This is a genomic window from Devosia sp. Leaf420 (assembly GCF_001425445.1).
Classification (GTDB): Bacteria; Pseudomonadota; Alphaproteobacteria; order Rhizobiales; family Devosiaceae; genus Devosia.
The window spans coordinates 195,821-210,358 of the sequence record NZ_LMQU01000009.1 but is presented as its reverse complement, the minus strand read 5'-3'; the positions used below and the strand labels follow the sequence as shown (position 1 = coordinate 210,358).

Sequence of the window (14,538 nt, the reverse complement as noted above, 5' to 3'; positions counted from 1 at the left end):
CGGGGCGCGGGACTGCGTCCGACCTCTGGGAGACAAATATGAGAGTGACCAAATCCCTCGCGCTGGCCAGTGCCGGTTTGCTGTTGGCCACCAGCCTTGCCATGGCGCAATCCACCGAAATCCGCGTCGGCGCGCCGCTCGAGCCACCGGCCCTCGACCCGACGGCGGGCGCTGCCGAAGCCATCGACGTGGTTGTCTACCAGAACGTTTTCGAGGGTTTGACCCGTATCGACCAGAACGGCGCCGTACAGTCCGGCCTCGCTTCGGAATGGACCATAAGCGAGGATGGTCTCACCTATGATTTCAAGCTCCATGACGGCGTGACCTTCCACGACGGCACGAGTTTTGACGCCGAAGACGTCAAGTTCACTTTCGATCGCATCCTTGCCGAAAACAGCGTCAACGCACAGAAGGCGCTTTATGAAGCCATCGAGAGCGTCACAGTCGTCGATCCGCTGACCGTCGAAATCAAGCTGTCGCGGCCCGATGGGCTCTTCCTCTTCAATATCGGTCGCGGCGACGCTGTGATTGTGGCGCCAGAGAGCGCCGAGAACAACGCCACCCAGCCGATCGGCACGGGGCCGTTCGCCTTCGTGCAATGGGATCGCGGCAGCCGCGTCATTCTCGAGCAATACGGCCCCTATTGGGGTGAGAAGCCTGCACTGACCAAGGCGACCTATGTCTTCATCAGCGATATGGCGACGATGACCAACGCGCTGCTCGCCGGCGATGTGGACGGCACCTACAACTTCTCGGCCGAAGCGCTGCCCGTCTTTGAAAACAATCCGCAGTTCAAGGTTCTGGTCGGCACGACCGAAGGCGAGACGATCCTTTCGACCAACAATGCCAAAGAGCCGTTCAACAAGCTCGAAGTGCGCCAGGCGATGGCCCATGCCATCAACCGCCAGGAGATCATTGATGGCGCGACCTACGGCTATGGCGTGCCGATCGGCAGCCATTTTGCGCCGCACAATCCCTATTATATCGATCTGACCAACACCTACCCCTTCGACCTCGACAAGGCCAAGGAACTGCTGGCCCAAGCCGGCTATCCCGATGGGTTTTCGGCGACACTCAAACTGCCGCCGGTCAATTACGCCACCGTCTCGGGTCAGATCATTGCCAGCGACTTTGCCAAGATCGGCATCAAGCTCGAACTCATCAACATGGAATGGGCGCAGTGGCTCGAAGACGTCTTTGCCAACAAGGACTTCGATCTGACGATCATCAGCCATGTCGAGCCCTTCGACATTGGCATCTATGCCAATCCCGACTACTACTTCGGCTATAACAATCCAGAGTTCCAGGCCCTCAACGAGACGCTCAATGCCACGACCGACGAGGCCAAGCGCAAGGAACTGGCCCAGGAAATGCAGACCATCATCGCCAAGGATGCGGTCAACGGCTACCTCTTCGAGCTGGCCCAGACCGGCGTCTGGAACGCCAAGCTCGACGGCATGTGGCAGAATGCTCCCGTCGAAGGTGTGGTCCTGCGCGACGTGCATTGGGTTGAATAAGCTTTCGGCGATCGAGATAGACACCCCCCTCCCAGCCTCCCCCACAAGGGGGGAGGTGCAGGTCAGCGGGTGTGACCGGTTCCGTTCAAAAACTCAAAACTTCACCTCCCCCCTTGTGGGGGAGGCCGGGAGGGGGGAACTGCTTCAGTGACCCTCTACATCCTTCGCCGCCTCGCAGGCTTTCTCGTCACCCTCCTCATCGCCGCCGCCGTCATCTTCCTGCTGCTCGATCTGCTCCCCGGCGACCCCGCGCGCTTCATCCTCGGCATCAATGCGACGCCCGAATCCGTCGCGGCACTGCGTCTTCAGATGGGGCTCGACGATCCGGCCATCCTCCGTTTCGGCAATTGGCTCTTGGGCATGTTCCGTGGCGATTTCGGCATGTCCCAGACCCAGAAACTCCCCGTCGCGGATCTCATCGCCGCGCGCATGGCCGTCACCCTGCCTCTCACGCTCTTTGCCATGGTGGTGTCGATCGTCATCGGCCTGCCGCTTGGAATATTGGCCGCCATGCATCGCGGCAAGCCGCTTGATACCATCCTCATGGTCATCGCCCAGGCCGGCGTCGCCGTGCCCAATTTCTGGTTCGGCATGCTGCTGACACTGCTCTTTGCCGTCATCTTGCGCTGGCTGCCGACCGGTGGTTTCACGCCTTGGCACGAAAACCCGATCGCCGCGTTTCGCGGCCTTCTCCTGCCCGGACTGGCCTTGGCCCTGCCGCAAGCCGCCATCCTGGCGAGGGTCATGCGCACGGCCCTCGTCGATGTTTCGACGCAGGATTTCATCCGTACTGCCCGCGCCAAGGGGATGACCTTCGGGCAGGCCATGTGGCGCCACGGGGTCCGCAATGCGTTTCTGCCGGTGCTGACGATCCTTGGCCTCCAATTCGCCTTTCTGATCGCCGGCACGATCATCGTCGAGAATGTGTTCTTCCTCCCCGGCCTCGGCCGGCTGATCGCCACCGCCGTCACCGAGCGCGATCTGGTATTGGTGCGCAGCGCGACGATCATCCTTGTCCTTGCCGTCAGCGCCACCATGCTGATCGTCGATATCGCCTATGGCTTTGTCGATCCGCGCTTGCGGGAGCGCGGCGCATGAGAACCGCTTGGATGCGTCACCCGGGCCTCATGCTCGGGCTTGCTGCGAGCTTTGCCTTCGCCCTTCTCGGGCTGTTGTCGCTGGTCTGGACGCCCTATCCGATCGGCGATATATCCATCGCCCGCCGCTTTGCGGTGCCCAGCCCGGATCATTGGCTAGGCACCGACCAGCTTGGCCGCGATATGCTGTCGCTGATCATGTCGGGCACACTGACAAGTTTTACCGTCGGCGCCACCGCCATCATCATCGGCGCGGGGATCGGCGTCCCGCTTGGGCTTGCAGCAGCCATCTATGGCGGACCCGTAGAATGGCTGGTGTTGCGGTTTTCCGATCTCGCTTTCGCCTTCCCCTCCATCATCATCGCCATTCTGATCGCGACACTCATGGGGCCCGGCGCAGCCAACGCCGTTATCGCCATCGGCATTTTCAATATCCCGGTCTTCGCCCAAGTGGCGCGCGGCGGCGCGCTGACGATCTCGACGCTCGATTATGTGGCGGCGGCCCGGCTGGCTGGTCTCAGCAGACCCGCAATCGCCCTTCGACACCTTCTCCCCAACATCGCCAGTCTCATCATCGTGCAGGCGACGATCCAGCTTTCGGTCGGCATTTTGGCCGAAGCTGGATTCTCCTATATCGGGCTTGGCACCCAGCCGCCGGAAACGAGCCTTGGGCTCATGCTCAGGGATGCGCAGAACCTTTTCCTGATCCATCCCTGGCTCAGCATCGCCCCGGGTCTGGCCATCGCTGTCATCGTCATCGCCCTCAATATTGCCGGCGATGGCCTCCGCGACATTCTCGATCCGCGCCTCCGCCGGCAGGAGGTTGGCCGTGTCGCTGGTTGAGATCGAAAACCTAACCATCCGCTTTGGTGGGCGCCCTGCCCTTTCCGGCCTGTCGCTTGCAATCGCCCGCGGGGAACGCTTCGGTATCGTAGGGGAAAGCGGCTCGGGCAAGTCGCTGACCGCGTTGGCGATCACTGGTCTTCTGCCCGATGCGGCAGAAGCAACCGGCGTGATCCGCTTCGATGGCAAGCTGCTACCGACCGACGAAAGGGCCATGGCGGCCCTTCGCGGCCACCGCATCGGCATAGTTTTCCAAGAGCCGATGACGGCGCTCAATCCGCTGATGCGCGTCGGCGCGCAGATCGACGAAGCTCTCGATCTCGCAGACAGCAGCACACGTGAGGTGGCTGCGCTGCTGCAAGAAGTTGGCCTCGACTCCAGCCACGCCATTCGCTTCCCACATCAACTCTCCGGCGGTCAGCGCCAGCGCGTGATGATCGCCATGGCGCTGGCCAGCGATCCTGACCTGATAATCGCCGACGAGCCAACCTCTGCGCTCGATGTCATTACGCAACGGCGTGTGCTGGATTTGATTGCCGAAATCTGCGACCGGCGACAGATGACGCTGATCTTCATCAGCCACGACATGCGCGCCGTAGCAGCGCTGTGCAATCGCGTTGCCGTCTTGAAGGCGGGCGAACTGGTCGAAACCGTACCAACAGAGGACGTCTTGAGAAGGCCCAAAGCGGCTTACACGCAGGCGCTCGTCGATGCCACGCAGATGGCACCGCGCGCGAACCACGATCTGTCTGACCAAGACTTATTGCTGAGCGTCGAGGGAGTCACGCGCGCCTATTCGCGCAATGGCCTTTTTAGCCGGCGTCAGCCGCCACTAATGGCAGTCAATGATGTCAGTTTCGATGTCACGCGCGGCGAGGTCCTCGCGCTGGTCGGCCCGTCGGGCTGTGGCAAGACAACCCTCGCCCGCGTCATTGCCGGCCTCGACAGCGCAACCTCTGGAACAATGACGATCGATAGCACGCCCTATCATGGCGCCGACCTGCCCCGGGAGAAGCGGGGAGACATATCGCTCGTCTTCCAGGATCCCTTCGGCAGCTTCAATCCGCGGCTGACGATCGGCAAATCGCTCGCGGAACCCTTGCGCCTCCTGCCCAAGCTGTCCCCGCTTGACCGCGAGCAGCGGCTGATCGAGGCCATTGAATCGGTAGGGCTCGATGCCTCGATGCTCACCCGCTATCCACACGAGTTTTCCGGCGGCCAACGTCAGCGCCTCGCCATCGCGCGGGCCTTGGTGACGCGGCCGCGCCTTGTCGTGCTGGATGAGCCCGTCTCAGCGCTCGATGTCTCGGTGCGCGGCGCAGTGCTCGATCTGCTGGCGCGCCTCCAGAGCCAGTTCGGGCTGACCTATCTGATCATCAGCCACGACCTCGACATGGTCGCGGCTATGGCTGACCGTGTCATGGTGATGGAAGCCGGCAGGATTGTCGAAGCCGGGTCGCCTAAAACCCTGTTCGCCGATCCCAGACACAGCCTCACCAAAGCGCTGATGGCAGCGCGACTGCCTGATCTTGTCTAAAACCTAGTTTTGGCGGTGCAGCCGATAAAGCAGCACGGCGACCTGGGCGAGCACTTCAGGCATGGCCTCGCGCATTTCGTCATATTCGGCCCATTCTTCATCGCCGGCGGTGTCGTCGGGCACGTTCTCGCCCTGCGCCAGCATCAGCCCGGTCGCAAGACCCATGGCCGCTTCGCCACGCGCATCATCGCCGGTATCGCGAAGGATTTCTTCCCAGGCGTCGAAGCGCAGGAACATGGCCTGCTGAAAGCCCGCCAACCAGGCTTCCCAGACGATATCGTCGCTTTCATCATCGACTTCGTAAAGCGGGGCATATTGATCTGAAGCCAGTTCAGCTTCGATCTCGGCCTGGCGCGCGAAGATCAGGCTTTCGATCTCTTCATTGCCCGGCTTGAGCATGCCGCGCTCGTCGGCAAGCCAATCGAACGGCCACCATTCTGACCGCTCGATCTGCGCCGGCCCGACGGCAAGCCCGCACAAAAACCCATCCAGCTCAGTGAGCAACATGGATTCGTCGCCTGCCTCGGACAGGAGAGTATCGAGACGCAAAAGGGACTCGGGGAGATCGACGAGTTCAGACATGAAAAAGGCCCGCGCTTGGAATTCAGTGCGCGGACCATACACGGTTAGCGCGTGTTGTGCAGCATGCCCTGGAACGCGCGATAGCTCGCCTTGGGGGTCCGCTGCTGCGTTTCATAATCGACATGAACGAGGCCGAAGCGCTTTTCGTAGCCCTCTGCCCATTCGTAATTGTCGAGCAACGACCAGGCGAAATAGCCGCGCACATCGGCGCCAGCATTGCGCGCAGCAAGCACGGCCTGCAGGTGCTCATCATAATAGCGAACGCGGCGCGGATCGTCGTCGCCTTCGACTTCCGCCATGCCGTTCTCGGTCACGTAGAGCGGGATTTTGGTATATTCGTTGGAGACGCGCACCAGAAGGTCGGACAGGCCCTTGGGGTAGATTTCCCAGCCGATATCGGTGAGTTCGAGATTTCCCTTTACCTGCTCCACAGGACGGCTCGGATCGCTCGACGCCTTATAGAGGCTGCGGGTGTAATAATTGATCCCCAGCCAATCGAGCGGACGCGACACGACGGCCATGTCGGCCTGGTAATTGGCGGGCAGATACAGCGCGAGCCACTCGGTCAATTCGCTCGGATACTGGCCCTTGAGCACGCCGCCGAGATACCAGCGATTGAACAGTGCATCGCCGAAATTGCAGGCGGCCTTATCGGCTTCGCTGTCTGTCGCAGGCTCGGATTTTTCAAGGTTCAGCACGATGCCGAGGTTTTTTGTGCCGGTGGCGCGCAGGGCGTCGATGGCCGTGCCATGGGCATAAAGCACATGGTGCATGGCGCGGGCAGCCGCGCGCATATCGCGATAGCCCGGCGCGTGGATGCCGAGATAGTGGCTGAGAAAGGCGACGCACCACGGTTCATTGATCGTCGCGGTCGCGGCAAGCCGATCGCCAAACTTTTCCCCGATCAGCGTCGCATAATCGGCGAACCAATTGGCGATATCGCGGTTCATCCAGCCGCCGCGATCCTGCAGCGTCGACGGCAGGTCCCAGTGATAGAGCGTCGCATAGGGCTTTAGGTCGCGCTCAAGCATGCCGTCGATCAGGCGATCGTAGAAATCGAGACCGGCCTGGTTCACGGCGCCCGTGCCCTCGGGGATGAGCCGCGGCCAGGCGAACGAAAAGCGATAAGCGCCGAAGCCGCCATCGCGGATCAGATCGAGATCCTGCGGCCAGAGTTCATAGTGGTTGCAGGCGTCGCGGCCCGTATCGCCGTTTTTCACATTGCCTGCAGTCGCAGCAAAGGTATCCCAGATCGAGGAGCCGCGGCCATCGCGTTGACCGCCTTCGATCTGATAGGCCGCCGTCGCCACGCCAAAGGTAAAATCGGACCCAAAGTCCCGCCGGTCGATCGAGAACATATCCCCTCCGCTCAGGCCTGCTGCCTGTTCCAAAATTCGGATATCCGGTTCGGAAATGCCATGCAATCGATTTCATAAATCGATTGCATCGATCTTCAGCGTCAGATGGCCTGTGCTTTGGCGATCAAGGTCCGCGCAATCTGGCGATAGACACCAGCCTCTGTTCCATCCGGTTCGGCAACCAAAGGGGGTACACCGGCGTCGGAGTTTTCGCGGATCGACATGACGAGGGGCACGGCGCCGAGGAACGGGATTTCGAGGTTCGCTGCGGCGCGTTCGGCGCCGCCCGAGCCGAAGATATTGTAGCGATTGCCGGTGTCGGGGGCGATGAAATAGCTCATGTTTTCAATGAGCCCCAGGATCGGTACGGACATGCGACGCAACATGTCGATGGCCTTTTGCGCATCGATTAGGGCGAGGTCCTGCGGGGTCGAGACGATGACCACGCCATCGACGATCGTCTGCTGGAAAAGGCCGATATGAATGTCGCCAGTGCCCGGCGGCAGGTCGATGACGAGAACGTCGAGATCGCCCCAGTCTGTTTCGCGCAGCAGCTGCCGAAGGCCGGAGGTGGCCATGGGGCCGCGCCAGACGACGGCTTGGCCGGGCACAAGCATAGAGCCGATCGACATGACTTTGAGGCCAAAGGCTTCGTGGGGCCGGAAAATACCGTCGTCGCGCAGAGCCGTGCGGCCCTCTATCCCCAGCAGTTTGGGGACCGAGGGACCGTAGAGATCGGCGTCGAGCATGCCGACCTTGAGGCCTTCGGCGGCAAGCGAGAGAGCCAAATTGACCGAGGTGGTGGATTTGCCGACGCCGCCCTTGCCCGAGCCGACCGCGATGATGCGGCTCACGCCATCAACCCGCGTCTTGCCTTGCGGCTGTGGCGAACCATGCGAGAATTTGGGCGTATTCTGCTTTTCGGAGGTGATGGAGACCATTACCTTGCGTTCGCCGGATCGGGTCTTTGCGGCGGTCAGGGCGGCATCGCGGACCGGCCCGAAGGCCGCTTCCATGCCGGGCTTTACGGCGACAGCAAAGGCGACGGCGCTGGGGGTGACGATGATTTCGGAGAGGCCGGAATAGCTTGCGAGATCACCGCCGCCGGGGATGTCCACATTGGCAAGGGCAGCCTTGATCTGGGCGGCGAGTTCGGTATCGGCCATCTTGGTCCCCAAAAGAAAAACCCCACCCAAGCGGTGCGCGGGCGAGGTCTTGAAGCGCGACCGCAGAAAATTTCCGCAGTCAATCAATGGATTAGTCGCCTCTAGAGGATCGACTGGCCGGTACCGGCCCAATCCTTGACGAAGCCTTCGATGCCGGCATTGGTCAGCGGGTGGTTGACGAGCTTCTTGATCACGTCAGGCGGGATGGTCGCGACATCGGCGCCAACCAGGGCAACCTGGGTCACATGGTTGGGCGTGCGGATCGAGGCGGCAAGAATCTGCGTCTCGAACTGATAGTTGTCGTAGATGGTGCGGATGTCTTCGATCAGTTGGACGCCATCGAGGTTGATGTCGTCGAGACGGCCGAGGAAGGGCGAGATATAGGTGGCGCCGGCCTTGGCTGCGAGCAGGGCCTGATTGGCCGAGAAGCAGAGCGTGACGTTGGTCTTGATGCCCTTGTCCTTGAAATACTTGGTGGCTTTCAAGCCGTTAAGGGTCAGCGGCAACTTGACCACAACGTTGGAGGCGATCTTGGCGAGGTGCTCGCCTTCGGCGATCATGCCGTCGAATTCAAGGCTGGCGACTTCGGCGGAGACCGGATCAGGCGTGATGCCGCAGATTTCCTTGATCACTTCCTTGAAGTCGCGGCCGGACTTGGCGATCAGCGACGGGTTGGTGGTCACACCATTGATGAGCCCGGCTTCGTTGAGTTCCTTGATGGCGGCGGTATCTGCAGTGTCGACGAAGAACTTCATCGTTCCCTCCTAAAAGCGTTCAATTCCGGCGAGTTAGCCGAATGCTAGTCCATGGCGGCTGGGCGCCGCAAGCCGTGCTCAGCGCAGCGCGCCAAGAAAAGCATCGGCGAGATCGCCGACGCGATCTTCCGGGATGCCGGCAACATTGATGCGACTGTCTCCAGTCATATAGACGCCATTTCCGGCCTTAAGATGTTCGACGGCATCATTGGTCAGGCCAAGCAGCGAAAACATGCCGCGATGTTCGGCGACGAAGTCGAAATCGGTCGAGTTTGAGCGTTCGCGGATCGCGTCAGACAGCTTTTTCCGCAATGAAATCATACGGTTACGCATGATCGCCAATTCCGCTTCCCATTCGGCGCGCAGGGATGCGTCTTCGAGAATGGTGCGGATGATCTCCGCGCCATGATCGGGCGGCTGCGAATAGGCGCCGCGGATGATGTTGAGAAGCTGGGAGTTGGTGACTTCCGCTTCCTCGGCATTGCGGGCAACGAGGATGGCGGCCCCGACACGCTCTCTATAAAGCCCGAAATTCTTCGAGCCCGAGAATGCTACCAGAGCCTCAGGGACCGTGGATAAGATTTTGCGCGTGCCATAGGCATCGGCTTCGATGCCATCGCCAAAGCCGAGATAGGCGAGATCGACGAACGGCAGAGCGCCGGTGCGCTTGAGGCTGTCGGCGACCTGATCCCACTGCGCATCTGTGAGGTTCGCGCCGGTCGGGTTGTGGCAGCAGCCATGGAGCAGCACGACGTCGCCAGCGCTCAATTTATCAAGCGCCGCAAGCATTTCGTCGAATTTTACACCGCGGGTTGCCGCGTCGAAGTAGGGATAGGTCGCGACCTTGAGGCCTGAATTGATCGCGATCGGATTGTGGTTGGCCCAGGTCGGATCGGAGACATAAACCGTGGCGCCGGGGCGAGCGCGATTGATCAGCTGCATCAGGACCCAAAGCGACCCGGTGCCGCCGGGGGCCTGGGCGATGCGGACGCGGGAACGGTCGACGCTATCGCCAAGGACAAGGTCGAGTACCGCGGTGCCAAAGCCCTTGTTGCCGGCGATGCCGAGGTAAGTCTTTGTTTTTTCGTTCGAAAGGATTTTCTCTTCGGCTTTGCGCACGGAGGTCATGACCGGGGTCACGCCTTTTTCGTCCTTATAGACACCGACGCCGAGGTCGATCTTGGTGGGACGGGAGTCGGCCGCATATTCGCCCATCAGCGCAAGAATCTTGTCGCCTGGGGCCTTGGAGAGGGTTTCGAACATTTTTGGAAGTCCGGTGGGAAAGCGCCGCCTTTATAGGCGGAATGGGGATTTTTGCAATCTTTTGCGACTAGCGCTTTAGGCCGAGACGCTCGAGTTCCGTGACCAATTGCGGAACGATTTCAAAGAGATCACCGATCAGCGCAACATCGGCGATTTTCACCAATGGGGCTTCGGGGTCTGAATTGATGGCGAAGATTTTCTTGGCGCCCTGGATGCCGGCGAGGTGCTGCAGCGCGCCGGAAATGCCGATGGCGATGTAGAGATCGGGGGCGATGATCTTGCCGGTCTGACCGATCTGCCAATCGTTGGGGGCATAGCCGGCATCGACCGCTGCGCGGGTGGCGCCGACAGCGGCGCCGAGGGTTTTGCCAAGCTTTTCAATGAGTTGAAAGCCCTCTGCCGAGCCAACCGAGACGCCGCCGCCGATGACGATCTGGGCGGTCGCGAGGTCGGGCGTATCGCTATCGGTGCGATGCGCGGCGAGGAATTTTGCAGCGGAAGTCACTGAAATATCTAACGATTCCACTGGCGCAGTGTTGCCAGAGGCGGCGGGGCGGAACGCCGAAGCGCGGAAGGTGAGGAGATGGGTTGCCTGCGGATCTTCGACGGTTTCGAGGGCATTTCCGGCGTAGATCGGGCGGGTGAAACGGTTGGGGCTGAGGATTTCGACGACGTCGGTGACCGGCTGAATATCGAGCTTGGCGGCTAGGCGCGGGATGACATCCTTGCCCACAGAGGACGCACTTGCGACAACATTCCGGTAACGTTGAGCAAGGTTCTCGAGCGAATTGGTGATGGTTTCGGCAATCGGGGTGGCGGTGACGGTGATCACCTTCTGGACGCCGGCGATTTTTGCAGCTTCCGCAGCAATGGAAGCGGGATTTTCGGCGACGACGAGAATGTCCACCACGCCCAACGCGCTCGAAGCGGCAACGAGGCGGGCGGTGGCGGGCGAGAGGACGCCGTTGTCATGATCGGCAAGCAGGAGAACCGACATCAGAGCGCCTCCATCTCGTTGACTTCCGAGGCGACGGCCGCGGCGAAGTCGGAAACCGAGCCCACGGTCTTGCCAGGAACGCGTTCAGTGGGCGGGGATATCTTTTCTGTTCTCAGGCGCGGGGCGAGGTCGACGCCGAATTCAGTGGCGGGGCGCACGGCGAGGGGTTTTGAGCGCGCCTTCATCACCATGGGCAGTGCGGCATTGCGCGGGGTGTTGAGGCGGAGGTCGGCGGTGACGACGGCCGGCAGCGGCACGGAAATGGTCTCGCGGCCATAGTCGACTTCGCGTGTGACTTCCAGTTCGGCGCCCTTGACGACGATTTGGGAGGCGAAGGTCGCTTGCGGGCGGTTGGTCAGGGCCGCGAGCATCTGGCCGACGTGGTTGCTGTCATCATCGACGGCCTGCTTGCCGAGAAGGATCAAGTCGGGCTGCTCTTCGGAAACAACCTTGGCAAGCAGCTTTGCAATGGTCAGCGTTTCGAGCGCGGCATCGGTTTCGATGAGAATGCCGCGGCGGGCGCCCATGGCAAGGGCGGTGAGGATAACGTCGTTGGACTGTTTCGGGCCGATCGAGACGATGACGATTTCGCTGACATCGCCTTTTTCCGCGAGCTGCACGGCGGCTTCGACCGCGTGCTTGCAGAAAGGGTTCATCGACATGCGGACGCCAGTGGTTTCGACACCGGTGCCATCGGGACGGACGCGGATGCGGACATTGTGGTCGACCACGCGCTTGACGGCGACGAGGATTTTCATGAGCGGCTCCGAAGTTGCCGGTTCAATGACAAAAAGGGGCGAATGGGGCAAGGCGCGGATGGGAAAATTCGGTTCGGTAGTGGAGGGAATGTTAGAAAGGGGTGCCTGAGGGGTTTTGCGAGGCTGGGCCCCCTCACCCGTCTCGGGCTTTGCCCGATCCACCCTCTCCCCAAGTGGGAGAGGAATAGAAAGAGGCGCCTCTTATTCTTCTCCCACTCGGGGAGAAGGTGGCGCTAAGCGCCGGATGAGGGGGCGTTCGTTTCGTACTGGAACAGTGGTTGACGCCAATCCTTGGGGCAGAGACACTGTCGCATCGTTTATTGTTCTGGACGTCTTATGCCTATCCTCAACCGCATTGCCGAATTTCATGACGAGATCACCGCCTGGCGGAGGGATCTGCATGCGCATCCGGAAGTGCTGTTCGATGTGCACCGCACGGCGGGGATCGTTGCGGAAAAGCTCAAAGCGTTCGGGGTCGACGAGATCGTCACCGGGCTCGGGCGCACCGGCGTTGTCGGCATCATCAATGGCCGAACCAATACAAGCGGTAGGACTATTGGGCTGCGCGCCGACATGGATGCGCTGACCGTCACCGAGCAGACCGGCGCTGCCTATGCCTCGACCATTCCGGGCAAGATGCATGCCTGCGGACATGATGGGCACACCGCGATGCTCTTGGGCGCCGCGAAATATCTCGCCGAAACGCGGAATTTTGACGGGCGCGTCGCGGTGATCTTCCAGCCGGCCGAAGAGGGCGGCGGTGGCGGCAAGGTGATGATCGAGGACGGGCTGATCGAAAAATTCGACATTGCCGAAGTCTATGGGATGCACAATTGGCCGGGCATGCCGGTCGGACATTTCGGCATTCGCGCCGGCGGCATCATGGCCGCGACGGATCGCTTTTACATCACCATCACCGGCCAAGGCGGGCATGCGGCGCGTCCGCAGCAGACGATCGATCCGATCATCGTTGCTGCGCAATTGGTAACGGCGCTGCAGACGATCGTCTCCCGCAATCTCGACCCGCTCGATAATGCCGTTTTGAGCGTGACGATGATCGAGGCGGGCGAAGCGGACAATGTGATTTCCCAGACCGCCAAGATCACCGGCACGGTGCGCACGCTCGATGGCGCAGTGCAGGACTTTATCGAGGCCCGGCTCAACGACATGGTGCCGCAGCTCGCGCTCGCCTTTGGCGCAACGGCGGAAATCCGCTATGCGCGCGGCTATCCGGTGACGGTCAATTCGGAGCGCGAGGCGAGTTTTGCGGCTGACGTCGCGGCGGAAATCTCGGGCGAGGAGCGGGTGGACCGCGACGTTGCGCCATCGATGGGCGGGGAAGATTTTTCCTTCATGCTCAACGAGCGGCCGGGGGCCTACATTTTCGTCGGGAATGGGGAATCCTCGGAATTGCATACGGATACGTATGATTTCAATGACGAGGCGATCCCGGTGGGGACAAGCTATTGGGTGAGGCTGGCGGAGCGGGCGCTGAAGGCGGGATGATAGCGCGCGAGCACTTTAGCTCGCGTTTGTGGCCCTCCCCCCATCCTCCCCCATCTAGGGGGAGGTGGTGGATCGAGTTTTGGGGCGCGATCTGGCCAGTTTCACAGGTCGGCACCTCCCCCTTGATGGGGGAGGCTGGGAGGGGGTGTTTTGACTAACCTCACAGCGCCAGAATAAACAGCCATCCCGAAATCGTCAGCGCCGAGAGTACCGTGGCGATGAGGATCGTGTTGGTCGCGACGCTGACGCCACGATCGTAATAGGTGGCGAAGACGTAGATGTTCACCCCGGCCGGCATGGCGGAAAGCAAGATGCCGTAGCGGGCGATGTCCATGGGGACGTGCAAAACCCAGATCATCAGCACATAGGCGATGGCGGGGTGGATGATCAGTTTGATCAGCGAGGCGACGAGCGCCTGCTTCCAGTTTTCCGAGAGCTTGAATTCGACCAGCGCGCCGCCGATACCGAAAAGGGCGGCAGGAACGACGGCCTGGCTCATCATGACGAAGAAGGCTTCGGCCGGCTCGATGAGCTGGATTTCAAGCAGTGAACCGATGATCCCCGCAGCAATGCCCCAGATCAGCGGATTGGAAACGACGCGGCGCATGGCGACGAGGAGCGTCTTCCCGAGCGGCTGGCCATCGCGCTTCACCAATTCCATCGTGACCATGCCGAGCGTGAGGAGGATCGCGCCATGGAGGCCGATGATGGAGAGGATGACGGGCAGCGCGTCGGAGCCATAGGCGCGGGTGATGATGGGGAGGCCGACGAGCACGGTATTGGTAAAGGTGCCCGAGAAACCGACGGCGACGCTTTCGCCAGGGCGATTGTTGAAGCCGCGACGGGCGATGAGGATGCCGAGCGCAAAGCAGACGAAGGCGCCGAGGTAGAACGGCCCGATTATCGAGAGATTGAAGGCCGAGCGGAAATCGCTGGTCGAAATCGAGTGGAAGAGTAGGCAGGGTGTCGCAAAATTGTTCACGAAAGCGATCAGGCTTTTGACGCCTTCAGCCGGGTAAAGGCGACGCAAGACCGCGATATAGCCAAGGGCCATCAACGCGAAAATGGGCAGGATCACATAGATGATGTCGAGCATTCGTCCAGCCGATCCTGGCGCAGGGATTGGGCGAGCCGTACGCTCCCAAAATCCCCGGGTCAA

At 61.1% G+C, this 14,538-nt stretch carries 13 protein-coding genes; 5 read left to right on the top strand and 8 right to left on the bottom strand.

Annotation, left to right across the window (positions count from 1 at the left end):
• Positions 1 to 38 precede the first annotated feature (38 nt).
• From ASG47_RS05560 to ASG47_RS05545, 4 genes are all read left to right on the top strand, one after another.
• Positions 39 to 1,517, top strand: coding sequence for an ABC transporter substrate-binding protein (locus ASG47_RS05560; protein ID WP_061907740.1), 1,479 nt, complete (start codon positions 39 to 41; stop codon positions 1,515 to 1,517).
• Positions 1,518 to 1,664: 147 nt separating this feature from the next.
• Positions 1,665 to 2,615 (top strand): ABC transporter permease, encoded by a 951-nt coding sequence (locus ASG47_RS05555; protein WP_061907739.1) that lies wholly within the window; start codon positions 1,665 to 1,667, stop codon positions 2,613 to 2,615.
• A complete protein-coding gene (locus tag ASG47_RS05550) occupies positions 2,612 to 3,457 on the top strand; it encodes an ABC transporter permease (RefSeq protein ID WP_200940861.1) in 846 nt (281 codons plus the stop codon). Before ASG47_RS05555 ends, ASG47_RS05550 begins: the two co-directional genes overlap by 4 nt.
• A complete protein-coding gene (locus ASG47_RS05545) occupies positions 3,444 to 4,994 on the top strand; it encodes a dipeptide ABC transporter ATP-binding protein (RefSeq protein ID WP_061907737.1) in 1,551 nt (516 codons plus the stop codon). Before ASG47_RS05550 ends, ASG47_RS05545 begins: the two co-directional genes overlap by 14 nt.
• A 3-nt stretch (positions 4,995 to 4,997) precedes the next feature.
• Here the strand turns inward: ASG47_RS05545 and ASG47_RS05540 are convergent, their stop codons facing one another.
• From ASG47_RS05540 to ASG47_RS05510, 7 genes are all read right to left on the bottom strand, one after another.
• Entirely contained in the window at positions 4,998 to 5,576 is a 579-nt protein-coding gene (locus tag ASG47_RS05540; RefSeq protein WP_156464000.1) for a UPF0149 family protein, read from the bottom strand.
• A 44-nt stretch (positions 5,577 to 5,620) separates the two neighbouring features.
• Positions 5,621 to 6,934 carry a GH1 family beta-glucosidase gene (locus tag ASG47_RS05535; protein ID WP_061907735.1) on the bottom strand — a complete coding sequence of 438 codons (1,314 nt, stop codon included), beginning with the start codon at positions 6,932 to 6,934 and terminating at the stop codon, positions 5,621 to 5,623.
• A 101-nt stretch (positions 6,935 to 7,035) separates the two neighbouring features.
• The gene (locus ASG47_RS05530; protein ID WP_061908076.1) at positions 7,036 to 8,100 is read right to left on the bottom strand and encodes an Mrp/NBP35 family ATP-binding protein; all 1,065 of its coding nucleotides are present in this window, start codon (positions 8,098 to 8,100) and stop codon (positions 7,036 to 7,038) included.
• 101 nt (positions 8,101 to 8,201) lie between these two features.
• Positions 8,202 to 8,855, bottom strand: coding sequence for a fructose-6-phosphate aldolase (fsa, locus tag ASG47_RS05525; RefSeq protein WP_061907734.1), 654 nt, complete (start codon positions 8,853 to 8,855; stop codon positions 8,202 to 8,204).
• Between the two features lie 78 nt (positions 8,856 to 8,933).
• On the bottom strand, positions 8,934 to 10,118 hold the full coding sequence (locus ASG47_RS05520) for an aromatic amino acid transaminase (RefSeq protein ID WP_061907733.1): 1,185 nt from the start codon (positions 10,116 to 10,118) through the stop codon (positions 8,934 to 8,936).
• 67 nt (positions 10,119 to 10,185) lie between these two features.
• Positions 10,186 to 11,115, bottom strand: a complete 930-nt coding sequence (locus ASG47_RS05515) for an electron transfer flavoprotein subunit alpha/FixB family protein (RefSeq protein ID WP_061907732.1) — start codon at positions 11,113 to 11,115, stop codon at positions 10,186 to 10,188.
• Positions 11,115 to 11,873, bottom strand: a complete 759-nt coding sequence (locus ASG47_RS05510) for an electron transfer flavoprotein subunit beta/FixA family protein (RefSeq protein WP_061907731.1) — start codon at positions 11,871 to 11,873, stop codon at positions 11,115 to 11,117. Before ASG47_RS05510 ends, ASG47_RS05515 begins: the two co-directional genes overlap by 1 nt.
• Positions 11,874 to 12,209: 336 nt before the next feature.
• Between ASG47_RS05510 and ASG47_RS05505 the strand changes: the two genes are divergently transcribed.
• Complete coding sequence (locus ASG47_RS05505; RefSeq protein WP_061907730.1) at positions 12,210 to 13,379, top strand: M20 aminoacylase family protein; 1,170 nt, start codon at positions 12,210 to 12,212, stop codon at positions 13,377 to 13,379.
• Between the two features lie 160 nt (positions 13,380 to 13,539).
• Here the strand turns inward: ASG47_RS05505 and ASG47_RS05500 are convergent, their stop codons facing one another.
• Positions 13,540 to 14,475: an AEC family transporter gene (locus ASG47_RS05500; RefSeq protein WP_061907729.1), complete on the bottom strand. Its 936-nt coding sequence runs from the start codon at positions 14,473 to 14,475 to the stop codon at positions 13,540 to 13,542.
• Positions 14,476 to 14,538: the final 63 nt, after the last annotated feature.